Here is an 18,300-nt window from a genome sequence, read left to right as displayed (position 1 = left end):
AGGCGGGATATATCCCGCCTTTTTCATGATGTGCGAAGCACTTATTCGCAGGCGACTTGCATCACCTTGATGGCCAGACCGCCACGGGAGGTTTCCCGGTACTTGGAGTCCATGTCCTTGCCGGTGATGTACATGGTCTCGATCACCTTGTCCAGGGAGACCCGCGGCTTGGAGGTACGACGCAGGGCCATGCGCGAGGAGTTGATCGCCTTCATGGAGGCGATGGCGTTGCGCTCGATGCAGGGCACCTGTACCTGGCCACCGACCGGATCGCAGGTCAGCCCCAGGTTGTGTTCCATGCCGATCTCGGCGGCTTCACACACCTGTTCCGGGCTGCCACCCATCAGTTCGGTCAGACCTGCGGCGGCCATGGAGCAGGAGACACCCACTTCGCCCTGGCAGCCGACTTCGGCGCCGGAGATGGAGGCGTTCATCTTGTAGAGCATGCCCACCGCAGCGGCGGCCAGATAGAAACGGGTGTATTCGTCGCGGCCAACCGGCTGGATGAACTTGTCGTAATAGGCCAGCACGGCGGGGATGATGCCAGCGGCGCCATTGGTGGGGGCCGTGACCACACGACCACCGGCGGCGTTCTCCTCACTCACCGCCAGGGCAAACATGTTGACCCAGTCGATGATGCTCATGGGATCGCTCGACAGGCTCTCGTTGGTGGTGAGTTGACGATAGAGGGGCGCGGCGCGGCGCGGTACCCGCAGGGGGCCGGCCAGTATCCCTTCGGTACGGCAGCCGCGCTCTATGCCTTCACGCATGGTGGTCCAGATCTTGCCAAGTTTCTTGTAGATCTCTTCCGGGGTGTTGAAGCACTTCTCGTTTTCCATCATCAGGGCGGAGATGGAGAGACCGGTCTGGCTGCTGTGGGCGAGCAGTTCGGCGGCGCTCTTGAACGGATAGCTGACGGGCATGTCACCGCTGTCGGCCTTGCCGAAGTTCTCTTCATCGACGATGAAGCCGCCACCGATGGAGTAGTAAGTCTTGCTGTAGAGCGCGGTGTCTTCGATGAAGGCAGTCAGCTTCATGCCGTTCTCATGCAGAGGCAGTGCCTCGTCATGGAACACCATGGCTTCGCGGGGGAAGCTGACGGTATGGCAGTGCAGGCCGATCGGCAGGCGGCCGGTCTGCTCGACCCGGGAGATGAACTCGGGGATGCCGTCGATATCGACGTTCTCTGGCAGGTTGCCGGCCAGACCCATGATGATAGCGGTATCGGTATGGTGACCCTTGCCGGTCCAGGAGAGGGAACCATAAACGTCAACCTGGATCCGGGTGATGTCGCGGATCTTGCCGCCAGCACGCAATTCATCCACAAACTGCTTGGCCGCTTTCATCGGGCCGACAGTGTGGGAGGAGGAGGGGCCAACACCGATTTTGAAAATATCAAAAACGCTGATCATCTAATAGTTACCTCTGGGTAGAAGCCGACGTGTTGCCAGCTTGCAAAAAGGGGGTGATCCATGGCGCTTGCGTCGTGACATCGCCCTAAGGTCCTGGACCTGATAACGGCAGTGTAACGCGACTCGCCTTAAAAAAAGTTGAAATAGATCTATTTTTGTTGAATCAAAGGCCGCGAGTATAAAATTTATTTTGATGCTTATCCATTTTGTTAAACGCTTCGCAAACGTTTTGCAAAAAAATACCCGGCCAGGCCGGGTATCGCAGGATAAATGAGGCTCGAATGGCCTTTTGTTAACACTCGGTGATGTTCACCGCCAGGCCACCCCGGGCCGTCTCCTTGTACTTGGTCTTCATGTCGTTGCCGGTTTCCCACATGGTCTTGATCACTTTGTCCAGGGACACCTTGTGCTCACCGGTGCCACGCAGAGCGAGGCGGGCGGCGTTGATCGCCTTGACCGCGCCCATGGCGTTGCGCTCTATGCAGGGCACCTGTACCAGGCCACCGACCGGATCGCAGGTCAGGCCCAGATTGTGCTCCATGCCTATCTCGGCGGCGTTCTCGACGATGGCCGGGCTGCCGCCGAGCAGTTCGGCCAGGGCACCTGCCGCCATGGAGCAGGCGACCCCGACTTCACCCTGACAACCCACCTCGGCACCGGACAAGGAGGCGTTCTTCTTATAGAGGATGCCGATGGCGGCGGCGGTGAGGAAGTAGCGTATCAGCAGCTCGTCATCCACGGTGCGCACGAAGCGATCGTAATAGTGCAGCACGGCGGGAATGATGCCGGCCGCGCCATTGGTGGGGGCCGTCACCACTCGTCCCCCCGCGGCATTCTCTTCGTTGACGGCCAGGGCAAAGAGATCGACCCACTCCATCACCATCAGCGGATCTTTATTGAAGTTGGTCTCGGCGCTGAGTTGACGAAGCAGCGCCGGGGCGCGTCTGCGCACCTTGAGTCCGCCGGGCAGCACCCCCTCCTGCTGGCAACCCCGCGTCACGCAGCCTTTCATCGCCTGCCAGATCTTGCGCAGGCCAGCGATGATCTCTTGTTCGCTGCGAAACACCTTCTCGTTGGCCAGCATGAGCCCGGACACCGAGAGACCGCTCTCCTGGCAGTGGGCCAGCAGCTGGGCGCCACTGTCGAACGGGTAGGGAATGGGGTGATCCGCCTCGAATTTGGCCGCCTCTTCGCGGGCGTTGGCGAAGTGGCTCTCTTCGATGATGAAGCCGCCGCCGATGGAGTAGTAAGTCTGGGACAGCAACAGCTCCTGACCGTCATAGGCGCGCAGGGTCATGCCGTTGGAGTGGGCAGGCAGGGTCTTGCGGCGGTTGAAGATGATGGCGCCATTGCGGGGGAAGGCGCTTGGCTGCTCGCCGGCCAGCATAAGGGTCTGACTCTGCTCGACCCCGGTCAGGAAGGCGGGGATCCCTTCGATGTCGACACTGTCCGGTTCAAAGCCTGCCAGTCCCAGGATGATGGCCTTGCCGGTGCCATGGCCTTTGCCGGTCTGGCCGAGGGAGCCGTAGCATTCTGTCTCGACCCGGCCGGTGCGAGCCAGCAGCTTAGCTGCCTTGAGCTGGGTCACGAAGGCATGGGCGGCCCGCATGGGACCAACGGTGTGGGAGGATGAGGGGCCTATTCCGATGGAAAACAGGTCGAAGACACTGATCATGACATCACTCCGATTATGGGTTTTGTCTAAACATTGTAAATTTTTTGTAGTCGATGGGAAGAGGGGGAGCTGAGGGATGTGATGGCCGCATGAAAAAGGGCTGCCGAGGCAGCCCTTTTGATCCCGTTATCCGCGTCGGCTTAGCCGAACAGCTGATAGAGGATGGCGGAGATGGCGATGAGGCCCATGGCGGTCACGAACAGGTTGCTGATCTGACCCTGATACTTGGCCATGGCAGGGACGCGCTTGATGGCGTACATCGGCATGATGAACAGTATGGTGGCGATGATGGGGCCACCCAGGGATTCAATCATGCCCAGGATAGAGGGGTTGACCACGGCAACGACCCAGAGGGTGATGATGAAGAAGCCGATGATGATCATGTCGATCAGCTTGTGGTTTGCCTCTTTACCCGAGCTGCGCAGCTGCTGGACGATCAGCCCTTTGAGACCTTCACGGGCCCCCAGATAGTGACCGAAGAAGGAGGAGACGATGGCCACGAACGCCACCAGAGGACCGAAGTAGGAGATGATCGGGCTCTCGTGCTGGTTGGCCAGGTAGGAGAGAACGGCGATGTTCTGGGCCTTGGCTTCAGCCAGCTGGGCCGGGCTCAGGCTCATGACGCAGGAGAAGACGAAGAACATCACGAAGCCCAGCAGCAGCATGGCGGTGCGCTTCAAGATGGCATCGGACTTGGCCACGGCATTGTCGCCGTGTTCGCGACGTTGCGCCAGGGCGAAGCTGGAGATGGCCGGGCTGTGGTTGAAGGAGAACACCAGTACCGGGATGGTCAGCCACAGGGTGGTGGCGAAATCCTTGCCGGAGGGAACCTGGGAGAGAGCGGCACCGCTCCACTCGGGGATCAGGTAAAGGGAGATGCCCGCCAGTATGGCGATCAGGGGATAGACCAGGAACTGGGTCACCTTGAGCATCAGCTTCTCACCGGCCAGCATCACGGACATCATGCCCATGATCAGCACGATGGAGAGGATCCAGCGCGGGGGCGGCGTCATCTGCAACTGGTTGACGATGAAGCTGTCGACCGTGTTGGTGATGCCCACACCGTAGATGAGGACGATGGGGTAGATGGCAAAGAAGTAGAGCAGGGTGATGAGCTTGCCAGCGCCGACGCCGAAATGCTCTTCCACGACTTCAGTGATATCTGCGTTCGGCTTCTTGGAAGAGAGCACGAAACGGGCCAGACCACGGTGGGCCAGATAGGTCATGGGACCGACCAGCAGCGCCATGCAGACCAGCGGCCAGAAGCCACCCATACCCGCATTGATTGGCAAGAACAGGATGCCGGCACCGACGGCGGTACCAAACAGGCTGATGACCCAGGTGGTATCCTGTTTTCCCCAACTACGAGATTGAACGGAGCTTGTTCCTTGCTCCTTGGCGACCGCAGCGTCCTGTGCGTGAGAGACGGTATTTGACATGTGTCTGACCCCAGATGTGTAGTTTTTATTAATCCGGCGCAAGGATACTGGCTTTGCAGGTAAAAATGTTGATCAAATTCACTTTTCCATCGTCGAAACCCGTACTTTTTTATGGAAACGTGATCAAAAGAAGATAATTTCAATTTTTGTTTATCATTTGCGGTGTTATTTGAATGTTAAATCCCGCATTTGCTTCGACATTATGTAACGAAAAGGTTATCGCGCTATCTGGGCGATGAGTTGCCGGATCATGCTGGCGGTGGCTCCCCAGATGTATCTGTGCTGCCAGGGGATCCAGTGGAGCTCATAGTGCTGGCCACGGCGCTGTACCGGCATGCTGACATAGTTGCCCAGGTCTTGCAGATGGGCGAGGGGGACCTCGAAGGCGGCGGTGACCTCATCGGCATTGAGTTGCAACCGGTAGTCGGCGTCGAGCAGGCCAACCACGGGCAGCACCTCGAAGCGCGATACCGTAGGCAGCCTGGGCAGATGGCCGAGCAGCTGGATCTGATTGGCGGCGATGCCTATCTCTTCCCGGGTCTCCCGCAGCGCCGTCTGGTAGAGAGTGTCATCGCCGGGGTCCTGGCGTCCGCCGGGAAAACTGATCTCCCCGGCGTGGTGGCGAAGGTGTCGGCTGCGTTCGGTGAGCAAGAGGTGCAGGCCATCGGCCCGCTCGACCAGGGGCATCAACACCGCCGCCGGACTCAGTGCCGGGGCTGGGGCGCGCAGGGGGGCGAGCGGCAGGCGTTGCAGCAGGAAGCGGGTCAGCAGCTCGGCGTGGGTCATGACGATGGCTGCTCGAGCAAAGGCAGGATCCGCGCCAATTTATCAAAGGTCTCCTGGTATTCGCTGTCGACCTCGGAGTCGGCGATGATGCCGCCCCCCGCCCAGCAGTAAAGGTGCCCTTCGGTGGCGAGCAGGGTGCGAATGCAGATGCTAGTGTCCATGCGGCCATGCTGGCTCAGATAGCCAATGCTGCCGCAGTAGCCGTTGCGTCTGTGGGGTTCGAGCTCCTCGATGATCCCCATGGCGCGGATCTTGGGTGCCCCTGTGATGGAGCCGCCAGGGAAGCAGGCACGCAGCAGATCCACCCCTTGCCAGGGGCTATCCAGCTCCCCATGAATGGTCGACACCAGGTGATGTACCGCCGGGAAGGATTCGACGGCAAATAGCTGCGGCACGCAGACGGTGCCCGGTCGACTGACCCGGCCTATGTCGTTGCGCAGCAGATCGACGATCATCAGATTCTCGGATCTGTCCTTCTCGGCGTTCGCCAGTTCCCGGGCGCTGGCGGCATCGGCCAGGGGATCGGATTGGCGGGGGCGGGTGCCCTTGATGGGTTTGGTCTCTATATGACGGCCATCGAGCAGCAAGAAACGCTCGGGGGAGAGACTCAGTACGGCGCTACCCGGCAGGCGCAAGAAGGCGGAGAAGGGGGCGGCGTTGGCGGCGCGCAGCCGCAGGTAGGCGAGCCACTCGTCACCCTGATAGGGGGCCTTGAAGCGCTGGGTGAGATTGATCTGGTAGCAATCCCCCGCGGCCAGGTAATCCTGAATGCGGGCGAATTTGGCGCCATATTCACTGCGACTCATGTTGCTCTGCCAGGGGCCACGCAGCTGAAAGGCTGAGGGCTCAGGCGCTCGTTGCGCATGCCACCAGGCGAGACGGCGGGCCAGCCCGGCGGCATCCCCCCAATGTACCAGCTGCCACTGCTGATGGGCCTTGTCATGAATGAGGGCCCAATCATAGATGCCGACCGCCATGTCGGGGATGGTCAAATCGGCCTCGGCCTGCACGGGCAGCCGCTCGAAGTGTCGACCCAGATCGTAACCAAACAGCCCCAGGGCGCCGCCGATAAAGGGGAGACTGCAACCAGGGGGCTCGCACTCCCCGAGCAGCGCTTCTTGGGTGCGGGCCAGCAGGCTGAGCGGGTCTCCCGTCAAGGTCTGTGAGGCGCCATCTTGCCACCGCTGAGTCAGCGCGTCCCTGGTCGTCAGGGTCGCCCGGGGATCGGCGGTGATGATGTCGAAGCGATTGTCCGGGCCCATGGCTCCCATGGACTCGAGCAGCATGGCCCAGGGCTGATGTTGCAGCCGGGCAAACAGGGTTGCCCCGTCAGTTGTGTCAGGGAGGGGGTGAATGTGCAGTGCTGGTTTCATTTTTTGTTACACAGGCAACAGTTTGCGCGCTGGTCCCTAGCCGGTATGGGGGGCTAAGCGTATCATAGTGGCCGCGAATGTTAGAACAGACACGCCGCGCCTCGACATGGGAAGGGAGTTGAATGTCTCTCCCTGGCGCGGCCAATATGGAAGCCCTTGCTTTGCTGCCGTTCGTGAAGACAAGGACCAGTGAGGATGATATGAGCATCATAAAAAAACAGGATTTTATCGATTCCGTCGAAGGCGCCCTGCAGTACATCTCCTACTACCACCCCCTCGATTTTGTCAACGCCATGAAAGAGGCCTATGACAAGGAAGCCAACCCGGCTGCCAAAGATGCCCTGGCCCAGATCCTGATCAACTCCCGCATGGCCGCCGAGGGACGCCGTCCGCTCTGCCAGGATACGGGTATCGTTACCTGTTTCGTCAAAATCGGTATGCAGGTGCAGTGGGAGTCGGATCTCACGGTGCAACAGATGGTGGACGAAGGGGTGCGCCGCGCTTACACCAATCCCGATAACCCGCTGCGGGCCAGCATAGTGGCCGACCCGGCCGGTAGCCGCAAGAACACCAAAGACAACACCCCGGCCGTGGTGCACATCGACATGGTGCCAGGGGACAAGGTTGAGGTGAGCGTCGCGGCCAAGGGCGGTGGCTCAGAGAACAAATCCAAGATGGCGATGCTCAACCCCTCGGACGATATCGTCGAGTGGGTGCTGAAAACCGTGCCCACCATGGGCGCGGGCTGGTGCCCGCCTGGTATGCTGGGCATTGGCATAGGCGGCACCGCAGAGAAGGCAGCGGTGTTGGCCAAAGAGTCGCTGATGGAGCACATCGACATTCAGGAACTCAAGGCGCGCGGTGCCCAGACCACGGAAGAGAAGCTGCGTCTCGAGCTCCATGACAAGGTCAACAAGCTCGGTATCGGGGCTCAGGGGCTGGGCGGCCTCACCACAGTGCTGGATGTGAAGATAAAGTCGGCGCCGACCCATGCGGCCTCCAAACCCGTGGTGATGATCCCCAACTGCGCCGCCACCCGCCATGTTCACTTCGAACTTGACGGCTCAGGCCCTGCCGAACTGGCCGCCCCCTCGCTGGCCGACTGGCCCGAGATCACCTGGGAAGTGGGTGACAATGTGCGCCGGGTCAATGTGGATACGGTGACGCGCGATGAGATAGCGACCTGGCAGAGCGGCGAAACCGTGCTGCTCTCTGGCAAGATCCTGACCGGACGGGACGCCGCCCACAAGCGCATCGCCGACATGTTGAAAAATGGCGAAGGTCTGCCAGAGGGGGTCGACTTCACCAACCGCTTCATCTATTACGTCGGCCCGGTGGATGCGGTACGAGACGAAGTGGTCGGCCCGGCCGGCCCCACCACCTCGACCCGGATGGACAAGTTCACCGAGATGATGCTCGGCGACACGGGGCTCATCGGCATGATAGGCAAATCGGAGCGTGGCCCGGCAACGGTCGAGAGCATCCGTCAGCACAAAGCGGTTTATCTGATGGCCGTCGGTGGCGCCGCCTATCTGGTGGCCAAGGCCATCAAGAAGGCGCGGGTCGTCGCCTTTGCCGACCTTGGCATGGAAGCCATCTATGAGTTCGAGGTGGAGAATATGCCGGTCACCGTGGCCGTGGACTCCAGTGGTAATAATGTCCACGAGACAGGTCCGGCCATCTGGTCTGCCAAGATTGCCGAGCTAGACGGCAAGCTCTCTTCCTGATTCATCAAAAGTGCCAACCCAGATCCAGACATGATCTGGCACGGCGTCAGCTCACACGGCGGCCCCAGGGCCGCCGTGTTGTTTTGGCAAGATGCTCCCGGGACTCCTCCCCATCACCCATCTGTTGCTCCTCTCTCCCTGAGAATGAAACATCGGCCCCTGACCGGGCAGACGAGGCGCTATACCGCCAAGCTTCCCCAACCCCATCGAAACGACCATCAACCTATGCGCCACAGAGCGATGGCTGCCACATGGGTCGCCTGCACGCTGCCCCCTGAAATCGGCCAAGCCGTCATGAACCTCAATCGCTAGCACCGATGGCCTCTATACGGTTGTCTCACCGCCAGGGGGGGTCAGTGGTTGAGGTAGATATCTTGCCCTGCATAGTGCACGGCCTTGTCGGTGGCGGCCTGAGCATGGAAGTAGTGGGTCAGCACCCCATGGTGCTGGCTCAAGTGATGGAGGCGGCCGGTGTCCAGACTGATGGTCTCTGGCAGCCAGGTCAGTACGGCGGCGCAGCGACTCTGGCTGAGGGCTTGTTCCAGGGTGCGCTGCCAGTTCTTGATCTTGTGGCCATGGACGACCAGCACATGGGCTGGATTGATGCCATTGGCTTGCAGTTGGGCCGCAATGGGCAGACCCGGGGGGGCGATCAGCAGGATCCAGCCTTTTGCCGCCTGGCTCGCCTGGCTCAGGGCGCCCAGCAGTTGCGAGCCACTGAACTCGGCCCCCGCGGCGGGGGAACTTGGCCGGCGACTCAGATAGCGGGTCGGCCAGGGTTGGGTCAGTCCGGCGATAAGGGGGGCAAGAGGGTGGCTCATTGGCTGGTTCATCTGCGTTTCCTGTATGAATTACCATGCTGTATGAACATACAGTAGTTGTATCTCCTCCATCAGACAAGCCGTTTATGCTCAAAAATGTGACGTTGGTTGCATGCTATGTTCATATATTATTGATATATATAGTTTAAATTTTTATCCAGGGCGTGTGCCTTGTGTGAAAAATGGACAACCCTGCGATAAGGGACCATGGTTATACAGGGTTTAACAGAGGAGCCGTACCATGGATGCCAGTACTTTGCAGCGCCTCGATGCCAATATCTTGCTGGGCATCGTCAATGAGAAGCTAAGGCTCGAATGCGACAATCTCGACGAGCTGCTTGCTTACTACGACATGAGCGAGGATCAGCTTGCCACCCGTCTGCAGCAAATTGGTTATCAATATGACGGAGTCAGCAACCAGTTTAAATCCAGGCTTTTGTGAGTCCGATTTAAGCTCGGTCAACTCGCCAGGATAAAACAGCCGCCTATCTGGCGGCTGTTTTACAATCGGTGACGGGATCATTGAGGAAGATTGAATTGAAAACGATTTCAAGGCGTTAACTATTTTCAGATATTTTCAAGCCATTTGAAATCCATGCAAGCGCTGAAAACCTATTCATAGTTTTTATTTTTAATTTAATTTATAACAGTATGAATTATAAGTATTTTGTTGTTCTTTTAGAAAGGGATGCAGGAAAGGGTTTTCATGGTAAAACTGTCATTTATATACGTTAAACTGTGACTTGCGTTAACTTTTCTGGCAACGTCATTAGCTAGTATGCCCACGCCGGAACATATTCTCAGATAACAATAACCCCGGTCCCTGGCGGGCAATCAAATTATTTAAGTAACGAAGGAAACAGCGTTATGGCTACCAAGAAGAAGACAGAACTGGATCTGCAACTGAACAAGGATCAGCTCAAGGCGAGCATAGTGCGCCATCTGCGCGCTACGCTGGGCACTAGCGAACAGAAAGCCTCACCTCAAGCCTGGTGGAAGGCGACCGCCGCCGCCGTCAATGAACAGGTGTACGAACGGCTGACCCGCACCCAGCAGACTCATTTCAACAAAGATACCCGAGCGATCCACTACTTCTCGGCCGAATTCCTGATGGGGCGACTGACCTCCAACAACCTGCATAACCTCTCCCTCTACAGTATCTGTGAAGAGGCGTTGCGCGAGCTGGGCCTGGAGCTGACCGATCTGTGCGAGCAGGAGCCTGACATGGCCCTCGGCAACGGTGGTCTGGGTCGGCTCGCCGCCTGCTTCATCGATTCACTCGCCACCCTGAACTACCCGGCGGTAGGTTATGGTCTGCATTATGAGCACGGCCTGTTTCGTCAGGAGATCCAGGATGGTCGCCAAATTGAGCGCCCGGACTCCTGGCGTGAATATGGCAACCCCTGGGAGATCTGCCGTCCCGAGTCGGTGCAGGAGATCCCCCTGTATGGTTACGTCGAGACGGTCTTTGGCGACAACGGTGGCCTGAAGAAGGTGTGGCATGCCGGTCGCAAGATCAAAGGGGTGCCTTGGGATATCCCCGTGGTCGGTTTTGGCGGTCACACCGTCAACATATTGCGGTTGTGGGAGTCCCGCGCCTCCGAGTTCTTCGATTGGGATGTGTTCAACGCCGGGGGCTATGTCGACTCCCAGGCGGAGAAGGCCCAGGCCGAGACCATCTCCAAGGTGCTCTACCCGAACGACGAGACAGATGCGGGCAAAGAGCTGCGCCTGATCCAGCAGTACTTCTTCTGTGCCTGCTCCATCAAGGACATCATGCGCCGCTACAAGCGGGTGCATGGCAGCGACTTCAGCAACTTTGCCGCCCAGATTGCCATTCAGCTCAACGATACCCACCCGACAGTGGCCATCCCCGAACTGATGCGGGTGCTGGTGGACGAAGAGGATCTGCATTGGGATGCGGCCTGGGCCATCTGCTACCAGGTCTTCTCCTACACCAACCACACCCTGCTGCCAGAGGCCCTGGAGAAGTGGAGCGTCAGCCTGTTCGAGAAGGTGCTGCCCCGTCATCTCGAGATAGTCTACGAGATCAATGCCCGCTTCCTTGGAGATCTGGTCGAGGTCAAGTGGCCGGGGGATGATGCCATCAAGGCCAAGCTCTCCATCATCGAAGAAGGGGAGGTGCGCAAGGTGCGCATGGGCAACCTGTGCGTGATCGGCTCCTCCAAGGTGAATGGCGTGGCCGAGATCCACTCCAAGCTGGTGAAAGAAGATCTCTTCCCCGAATTTGCCGCGCTCTGGCCCGACAAGATGTGCAACGTCACCAACGGGGTCACCCCCCGGCGCTGGTTGCTGGCCTGCAACCCCGAGCTCGCCGCCCTCTATGACGAGGTGGTGGGCAAGGAGTGGCCACTGCAGCTGGACAAGCTGCGCGGCGTGGTCAAGTTTGCCGACGACAAGGCGTTCCAGCAGCAGTTCATGACCATCAAGCGTCATAACAAGGAAAAGCTGGTCAAGGTGATCAAGGCCGAGACCGGGATCGAGGTGGATGCCAATGCCATCTTCGATATCCAGATCAAGCGCCTGCATGAGTACAAGCGTCAGCAGCTGAACCTCATCCACATCATGGCGCTCTATCGTCGCCTGCTGGCCAACCCCGATTATGACATGCACCCGAGGGTGTTCATCTTCGGATCCAAGGCGGCGCCTGGCTACAAGCTGGCCAAAGACATCATCTATGCCATCAACAAGCTGGCGGAGCGGGTCAACAACGATACCCGCATCCAGGGCAAGCTGAAGGTGGTGTTCATGCCGAACTACCGCGTCAGCCTGGCGGAGAAGATGATCCCGGCGGCCGATGTCTCCGAGCAGATCTCTACCGCCGGCTACGAGGCGTCGGGCACCGGCAACATGAAGCTGGCATTGAACGGTGCCATCACCATCGGCACCCTGGATGGCGCCAACATAGAGATAGTGGAGGAGGCGGGGGCCGAGCATTGCGCCATCTTCGGTCTGAACGTGGATGAGGTGAAGGCGTTGAAGGCGCGGGGTTACAACCCCTATGACTTCTACTATGCCAACTCCGAGCTCAAGGCTGTGCTGGACTGGTTCGATACCGACTACTTCACGCCGGGCAAGCCGGGGGAGCTCTCTTCCATCAAGCGCTCCTTGCTGGAAGGGGGGGATCCTTACCTGACCCTGGCCGATTTTGCCGCCTACTCGGACGCGCACAAGCTGATCGATACCTGGTATCGGGATCCGGCGCTGTGGGCCAAGAAGGCGATCATCAATTCGGCCACCATGGGCAAGTTCAACTCCGACCGCTCCATCCAGGATTATGTGGATCGGATCTGGAACCTGAGTGCCTGCAAGATCGGCTAATCCCCATAAGATCTCAAGAACCCCGCATTGCGGGGTTTTTTTATGCCATTGGCCAGGCAGCATGTTTCAACGCTTGTCGGCAATCTCGGTCTCTGTCGGCACGCGCTTCCTGCCGGTGATCATGGCCCTGATGAGATCGCCCCGGGTCAGGCGATCGAGGACGATGACCGCCAGCCCATGGATGAAGATGGCAATCTGCAGCGCCTTGGCAAAGAACTCGTGCAGCTCTTCCATGAGCTCCTCATTAAACAGCTGCTCGTACCCCGTCATGATCCCGGTGACGGCGGTTCCCACCAGGCAGCCCAACAGCAGCAGTACCATCAAGGCACCGAGCGGATTGTGGCCGAGATAATAGGGGTGTTTCCCCTGCAAGGTAGCCTGCAAGGTAGCCTGCAGGTAACGGGTGATGCGGGCCGGGGTGGGAAACCATTGGGCAAATCGAGCGTAGTCAGCGCCGACAAGGCCCCACAGGATGCGCAACAGCAACAAGCCAGCCAATGCGTACCCGACATAGCGATGATTGCGCTCTCCCTCTTCCAGAATGAACAGGTTGAGCAGGCAGAGCAGGACGGTGGCCCAATGGAAACCTCTGATCAGGGGATCCCATACCGCTATCTCATTGCGGCTTCCCATCGTGTTCGCCATTACATTCTCCTCTCGTTGTGATGCATCCAGATCCCTGGCGTGCCGCTGCCCGCATCATGAAGGCGCTTTCTTAAGGTCGCATTAAGGTCGATGGGAGACGGGTAGAAAGGAGGTAGCCAGGGAGCCGTCATCGGGGCTGACACGGCCATGACGTGGTAAGGGGAGCAATCGACAGGGTCGGGGATGCCATAAGCAAAGCCCCGACGATGCGGGGCTTTGCTGTTCGTTCAAGGGTTCAGGGACGCTACCCGACCCGCCAGTACTGGCAGGCTCATGAGGCTGATCAGTGCAGTATGTCCCCCATGAAGTACGCCAGCATGGTCAGAATGACGGTGAACACCAGGTTCAGCACCAGGCCGGCCCGCATCATCTCGCGCTGCTGGATATGACCGCTGGCGAAGACGATGGCATTGGGCGGGGTGGCGACCGGCAGCATGAAGGCGCAGGAGGCTCCGACGGCAATCAGTACCGACATGACGATGGGGGAGACACCCAGCGCCTCGGCCACGCCGGCGAACAGCGGCACCAGCAGGGCGGCGGTGGCGGTGTTGGAGACCAGCTCGGTCAGGAAGATCACGAAGGTGGCCAGACAGAGCAGGATGATAAAGATAGGCATGGTGGCGAGGGCGCTGGACAGGTGCTCGGCCAGGAAGGCGTTGGCACCGGTTTGCTTGAGGATCGCACTCAGGGTCAGGCCACCGCCGAACAACAGCAGCACACCCCAGTCGGTGTTCTGGTTGATGTCGTCCCAGCTGGCGACCCGGCTGACGGCGATGGCCAGGATGGCGCCCATGGCGATCAGGGTATCAAATTGGGGAATGCCCCCCAGCGCCTTGGCGATGGGTTGCGATCCTATCCACAGCAGCACGGTGGCCAGGAAGATGAACAGGGTGGTCTTGCGCTGGCCAGTCCACTCGATGGTGACCTTCTCGGCACTGACCTGGTGGGCGAGGTTGGGGCGCACCACCAGATAGAGCAGACCAATGCCCACCGGCATGAAGATCAGCACCACGGGGATGCCGAACTTGAGCCAGTCGGTGAAGCCGAGGCCCATCTGGGCGGCGGCGATGGCATTGGGGGGGCTGCCGACCAGGGTGCCTATTCCGCCGATGCTGGCGCTGTAGGCCACCCCCAGCAGGACGAAGACCAGGGTACGGCGCTCTTTCTGGATATCGATGCCCTTGAGCATGCCGAGGGCGAGCGGCATCATCATGGCGGCGGTGGCGGTGTTGCTGATCCACATGGAGAGGGCGGCCGTGATGGTGAACAGCACGAGGGCGCCCCAGCCGAGGTGGCCCTTGGCAAGTTGCATCACCTTGGCGGCTATCTGGGTATCGAGCCCCTGCTTGGACAAGGCGGCGGCCAGTGCGAAACCGCCGAAGAAGAGGAACAGGACAGGGTTGGCAAAGTCGGTCAACGACTTGCTCATGTCGAACACCCCGAGCAGGGTGGCGAGTACCGGAATGGCGATCGCGGTGATGGTGATGTTGACCGCTTCGGTCAGCCAGAGGATGGCGATGAAGATCAGGATGCCGATCCCCTTGTTGACCATGGGTTCAAACGGGAGCCAGGCGAGCATGGCACAGAGCAGCAGGACGTCCAGGATGACAATCCCGGCCTTGATGTCCAGCCAGCGTGATGGGGCGGAAGGGGCGGCAGAGGTTTGCATGTTATGCTCTCGGTTAATTTATGGTTGTTGTTGTGTTGCCGAGGTTACGACTGTTGGGGCGTTTCAAACAGGGGGAGATCCCCAAATTTTGGAGGGGCTCACAGAGCTGTTCGCATCCCTCACAAAAATGAAACACAGCTGAAACAAAGGTGCATCAATCTGTGGTGGTTTTCTCGGCAAGCCACTGCTTGAACACCATCTTGGGGAGCGAGCCTGATTGCCTGGCGATCAGCGCACCCCGATGAAACAGCAGCAGGGTGGGAATAGTACGAATGCCATAACGGGCAGCTATCTGGGGTTGCTGCTCGGTATCGAGTTTGACGAAGCGTATGTTGGGTTCGAGTTCGCGGGCCACCTCGGCAAAGACGGGGGCGAACTGCTGGCAGGGGCCACACCAGCTGGCCCAGCAATCGACCACGACGGGCAGATCGGACTGGATCAACAGATCGAAGTGGCTGCTGTCCCCCTCGACGGGGGTACGAGCAAACAGGGGCTGTTGGCAGCGGCCACATTTGGCATCGTTCTGCAATTTTGTGCTAGGCAGCCGATTGCGGGTCAGGCACTGGCTACAATAGGTGGTAATAGTTGTCATTGGGCGCTCCTCCTAGTCGTTATGTGTTGATTTAGCACATCCATTTCACTTTCAGGGCTCGCTGGCGCTAACATGGCAGCGCCTCGATATCTTCTGCCGGCGGGAGCACGTCATACATGAGAGTGAAAACGGGATGAATAGTAACACAAGGTCCAACCGCCTGATCTTATGTGTGGTCATCGCCACCCTGCTGCTGTTTAGCGGCTACTGCTGGCGCCTGCTCATCCAGCAGCAACGGGCTTTCGACTTGAGTGTGGCCGCCGAGATGATCCTCAATCGGGTCAATACCGACACCGTCTATCTGTTGGGGCACGAGCAAGCCAATGATGAACAGGTGCAACAACGCCTCGAGCAACTCTCGGTCAATCTGGACAGGTTTGTGCGCAAAGTGCAGCAGGATCCGGATTCTGCTGGCAACTCTTATGCCCAGGCGCTGCTTCAAAATGTTGAGCGCTATCTGCTCGACTTGACCCGCCTCTCCTCCATGGAGATGGGGCTGTCGTATATAGAAAGGCCCTTCCAGCAGCAGTTGCAGACAGTGCTGAGGGAGGCCGATGCCAGCCTGCAGTTGGCCTTGCATAGCCTGGCGCAACAGGTTCATTACCTGAAACGCAACTGGGATCCAGCCGATCAAAAAGCCATCAACCAATTGCTGCAGCAGTTGGAGACGCACAGCGACAAGGTGCCGTCCCTGCGCAGTCTGATCTCGCTCACTCAGGATGTGACCGAGCAAGTTGCCGCCTACCATGAGCTGCGCAATCAGGTGATCGACATGCACGAGCTCGAGGGGCTGGTCGACTGGAAGCAGAACAAGATCCGGCAAGCATCTGAGCTCAAGAGCCGCTTCTTCCTGCTGGTGTTGGCCGGTGCCCTGATAAGTTTTGCCCTGGTGGCCCTGACCCTGTGGCGACGCAACCAGCGGCTGAGCGAGCTCTCCCGGGAGACCGGACTGCTGGCCCAGGCCAAGAGTGATTTTCTGGCCAACATGAGCCACGAGATCCGCACCCCCATGAATGCCATCATCGGCTTCAGCACTCTGGCGCTGCAGACCCCCCTCAGCCAGCAACAGCGGGATTACCTTGGCAAAATAAAGTCCTCCTCAGACACCTTGCTGCTGCTCATCAACGACATTCTCGATTTGACCAAGGTGGAATCTGGCAAGCTGAGCCTGGAGGAGATCGATTTTGACCTGGCCGAGCAGATAGATTCCCTGGCGGGCATGTTCGCCGACCTGGCGGAGCGCAAGCAGGTCGAGGTGATCATCAACAAATCGGTGGCGGTGCCCGATTTTCTGCGTGGCGATCCCCTGCGTCTGGGGCAGGTATTGGTCAACCTGGTCAACAACGCCATCAAATTCACCGAACGTGGCGAGGTGGAGGTTGCCATTACCCTTGCCAGTGTCGATCCCATGCGGGTGCGTTTTAGCGTGCGTGATACCGGCATCGGCATCGCCGAGGAGAAGCAGGTTCAGCTATTCCAGCCTTTTACCCAGCTGGAGGCGGGCAATACCCGTAAATATGGCGGCTCGGGTCTTGGCCTCAATATCTCCCAGCGGCTGGTGGAGCTGATGGGCGGCAAGATCACGGTGCAGAGCAAGCCGGGGGCCGGCTCTTTGTTCCAGTTCGAGATCCCGATGCACAAGGCGCTCTATGGGGTTTCGGGGCGGCGGGTCTTCTTCGAGCAAGAGCCGCTCGTTCTGGTGATGGATGACAACGAGCTGGTGCTTGAGCTCATCAGCGGCATGCTGGGGCGCTCCGGGGCCAGAGTGATACAGGCCAACAGCGTCTCGCGGGCCCGGATGGTGCTGCGTGAAGAAGGTAATAACCTGCAACTGGCCATCTTTGACTGGCGAATGGGCCAGGAAGATGGCCTGGACCTGGCGCTGGAGATGAGTCAGCACAGTCAGTGGCGACTCATCCCCATTCTGATGACCAGCGCCTGGGCCAAGGAGGGGCTGCAGGTACGGATGGAGAGCATAGGCCTCAACCATTTCCTCGCCAAACCCATGACGGAGAACGCCTTGCTCGCCAAGGTGGATGAATTGCTCAATGGCAGCTCCTTCGACAGGCGGATGCGCCAGGCGGAGGTCCAGGGGGATCAGCAGAATTTCCATGACTTGCTCAAGGGCACCCGGGTGCTGTTGGCGGAAGACAACAGGGTCAATCAGCAGCTCATCCTCGAGTACCTCAAGCGGGTCGATGTGCAGGTGACTGTGGTCAGCAACGGGCGCGAGGCGGTGGAGCGGGTCGCCGAGCAGCCGTTCGATGTCATCCTGATGGATTTGCAAATGCCGGTGCTCGATGGGCTGGATGCGACTCGACAGATCCGCAAGATGGTCGACAAGCACGATGTGCCCATCATCGCCCTCACCGCCAGTGCCATGCCCGGCGACCGGGAGCGTTGCCTGGGGGTCGGCATGAATGGCTATGTCACCAAACCGGTCAGCAAGCTGGATCTCTACAACAATCTGATCCAGTGGCTCAAGCAGGTACCGAGTGGTCAGGCTGTGGTGGTCAAGCCCCCCGAAACCATGGATTTACTGGATTTGCCCGATGCGCTGCATCGACTCGATCAGGACAGGGAGGCCCTGCAGATCCTGTTCAAATTGTTCATGTCTGAGCATAAAGATGACCTGTGGGAGATCCGCTCAGCCCTGCGCCGGCCAGCACCCAAGGTAGCGCTGGGGCTGTTGCACACCCTCAAGGGGGTATCGGCCAATATCTCTGCCAGGCGACTCAATCTGATCGCCGCCGAGCTCGAATGGCGGCTGCATCAGGAGGAGGAGCTCAGTGAACAGGATGACGGCGAGCAGTTATAAC

At 59.1% G+C, this 18,300-nt stretch carries 12 protein-coding genes and 1 pseudogene; 4 read left to right on the top strand and 9 right to left on the bottom strand.

Annotated features, from left to right (window positions below):
* Positions 1-41: 41 nt before the first annotated feature.
* The 5 genes from BN1130_RS21210 to pabB all read right to left on the bottom strand — a co-directional run bounded on the left by BN1130_RS21210 (position 42) and on the right by pabB (position 6,598).
* Positions 42-1,412 carry an L-serine ammonia-lyase gene (locus BN1130_RS21210; protein ID WP_042044442.1) on the bottom strand — a complete coding sequence of 457 codons (1,371 nt, stop codon included), beginning with the start codon at positions 1,410-1,412 and terminating at the stop codon, positions 42-44.
* Positions 1,413-1,704: 292 nt separating this feature from the next.
* Positions 1,705-3,087: an L-serine ammonia-lyase gene (locus BN1130_RS21205; protein ID WP_042044441.1), complete on the bottom strand. Its 1,383-nt coding sequence runs from the start codon at positions 3,085-3,087 to the stop codon at positions 1,705-1,707.
* 140 nt (positions 3,088-3,227) lie between these two features.
* Positions 3,228-4,526: an HAAAP family serine/threonine permease gene (locus tag BN1130_RS21200; protein ID WP_042044440.1), complete on the bottom strand. Its 1,299-nt coding sequence runs from the start codon at positions 4,524-4,526 to the stop codon at positions 3,228-3,230.
* 216 nt (positions 4,527-4,742) lie between these two features.
* Positions 4,743-5,312: a CoA pyrophosphatase gene (locus BN1130_RS21195; protein WP_042044439.1), complete on the bottom strand. Its 570-nt coding sequence runs from the start codon at positions 5,310-5,312 to the stop codon at positions 4,743-4,745.
* A complete protein-coding gene (pabB, locus tag BN1130_RS21190) occupies positions 5,309-6,598 on the bottom strand; it encodes an aminodeoxychorismate synthase component I (protein ID WP_042044446.1) in 1,290 nt (429 codons plus the stop codon). Before pabB ends, BN1130_RS21195 begins: the two co-directional genes overlap by 4 nt.
* A gap of 287 nt (positions 6,599-6,885) precedes the next feature.
* Here pabB and BN1130_RS21185 point away from each other — a divergent pair, with 287 nt between their 5' ends.
* A complete protein-coding gene (locus BN1130_RS21185) occupies positions 6,886-8,412 on the top strand; it encodes a fumarate hydratase (protein ID WP_042044445.1) in 1,527 nt (508 codons plus the stop codon).
* Between the two features lie 353 nt (positions 8,413-8,765).
* On the opposite strand, the gene BN1130_RS21180 is transcribed toward BN1130_RS21185, so the two are convergent.
* Positions 8,766-9,245, bottom strand: a complete 480-nt coding sequence (locus BN1130_RS21180) for a hypothetical protein (protein WP_042044438.1) — start codon at positions 9,243-9,245, stop codon at positions 8,766-8,768.
* 229 nt (positions 9,246-9,474) lie between these two features.
* On the opposite strand from BN1130_RS21180, the gene BN1130_RS21175 reads away from it, so the two are divergent.
* Both BN1130_RS21175 and BN1130_RS21170 read left to right on the top strand, forming a co-directional pair.
* Positions 9,475-9,675, top strand: coding sequence for a DUF4250 domain-containing protein (locus BN1130_RS21175; RefSeq protein WP_042044437.1), 201 nt, complete (start codon positions 9,475-9,477; stop codon positions 9,673-9,675).
* Between the two features lie 425 nt (positions 9,676-10,100).
* On the top strand, positions 10,101-12,575 hold the full coding sequence (locus BN1130_RS21170) for a glycogen/starch/alpha-glucan phosphorylase (RefSeq protein WP_042044436.1): 2,475 nt from the start codon (positions 10,101-10,103) through the stop codon (positions 12,573-12,575).
* Positions 12,576-12,641: 66 nt separating this feature from the next.
* Here BN1130_RS21170 and BN1130_RS21165 read toward each other — a convergent pair whose 3' ends face one another.
* From BN1130_RS21165 to trxC, 3 genes are all read right to left on the bottom strand, one after another.
* Positions 12,642-13,208, bottom strand: coding sequence for a cytochrome b/b6 domain-containing protein (locus BN1130_RS21165; protein WP_042044444.1), 567 nt, complete (start codon positions 13,206-13,208; stop codon positions 12,642-12,644).
* Between the two features lie 295 nt (positions 13,209-13,503).
* Positions 13,504-14,889, bottom strand: a complete 1,386-nt coding sequence (locus BN1130_RS21160; protein ID WP_042044435.1) for an SLC13 family permease — start codon at positions 14,887-14,889, stop codon at positions 13,504-13,506.
* A 154-nt stretch (positions 14,890-15,043) separates the two neighbouring features.
* On the bottom strand, positions 15,044-15,481 hold the full coding sequence (gene trxC / locus BN1130_RS21155) for a thioredoxin TrxC (protein ID WP_042044434.1): 438 nt from the start codon (positions 15,479-15,481) through the stop codon (positions 15,044-15,046).
* Between the two features lie 133 nt (positions 15,482-15,614).
* On the opposite strand from trxC, the pseudogene BN1130_RS21150 reads away from it, so the two are divergent.
* Positions 15,615-18,281: pseudogene (locus tag BN1130_RS21150) on the top strand (hybrid sensor histidine kinase/response regulator); the annotation flags it as partial.
* Between the last annotated feature and the right edge of the window lie 19 nt (positions 18,282-18,300).

Origin of the sequence: Aeromonas rivuli (assembly GCF_000820045.1) — a bacterium.
In the GTDB taxonomy this organism is placed as follows: Bacteria; Pseudomonadota; Gammaproteobacteria; order Enterobacterales; family Aeromonadaceae; genus Aeromonas; species Aeromonas rivuli.
The sequence above is the reverse complement of the archived record's forward strand: the minus strand, read 5'-3'. Positions and strand labels throughout refer to the sequence as shown.

What these genes read in the sequence shown, in the direction of transcription:
- BN1130_RS21175 (WP_042044437.1), top strand. Translation starts at nt 9,475, where the DNA reads ATGGATGCCAGTACTTTGCAGCGCCTCGATGCCAATATCTTGCTGGGC.
- BN1130_RS21205 (WP_042044441.1), bottom strand. Translation starts at nt 3,087, where the DNA reads ATGATCAGTGTCTTCGACCTGTTTTCCATCGGAATAGGCCCCTCATCC.
- BN1130_RS21180 (WP_042044438.1), bottom strand. Translation starts at nt 9,245, where the DNA reads ATGAACCAGCCAATGAGCCACCCTCTTGCCCCCCTTATCGCCGGACTG.
- BN1130_RS21210 (WP_042044442.1), bottom strand. Translation starts at nt 1,412, where the DNA reads ATGATCAGCGTTTTTGATATTTTCAAAATCGGTGTTGGCCCCTCCTCC.
- BN1130_RS21185 (WP_042044445.1), top strand. Translation starts at nt 6,886, where the DNA reads ATGAGCATCATAAAAAAACAGGATTTTATCGATTCCGTCGAAGGCGCC.
- trxC (WP_042044434.1), bottom strand. Translation starts at nt 15,481, where the DNA reads ATGACAACTATTACCACCTATTGTAGCCAGTGCCTGACCCGCAATCGG.
- BN1130_RS21160 (WP_042044435.1), bottom strand. Translation starts at nt 14,889, where the DNA reads ATGCAAACCTCTGCCGCCCCTTCCGCCCCATCACGCTGGCTGGACATC.
- BN1130_RS21170 (WP_042044436.1), top strand. Translation starts at nt 10,101, where the DNA reads ATGGCTACCAAGAAGAAGACAGAACTGGATCTGCAACTGAACAAGGAT.
- BN1130_RS21195 (WP_042044439.1), bottom strand. Translation starts at nt 5,312, where the DNA reads ATGACCCACGCCGAGCTGCTGACCCGCTTCCTGCTGCAACGCCTGCCG.
- pabB (WP_042044446.1), bottom strand. Translation starts at nt 6,598, where the DNA reads ATGCTGCTCGAGTCCATGGGAGCCATGGGCCCGGACAATCGCTTCGAC.
- BN1130_RS21200 (WP_042044440.1), bottom strand. Translation starts at nt 4,526, where the DNA reads ATGTCAAATACCGTCTCTCACGCACAGGACGCTGCGGTCGCCAAGGAG.
- BN1130_RS21165 (WP_042044444.1), bottom strand. Translation starts at nt 13,208, where the DNA reads ATGGGAAGCCGCAATGAGATAGCGGTATGGGATCCCCTGATCAGAGGT.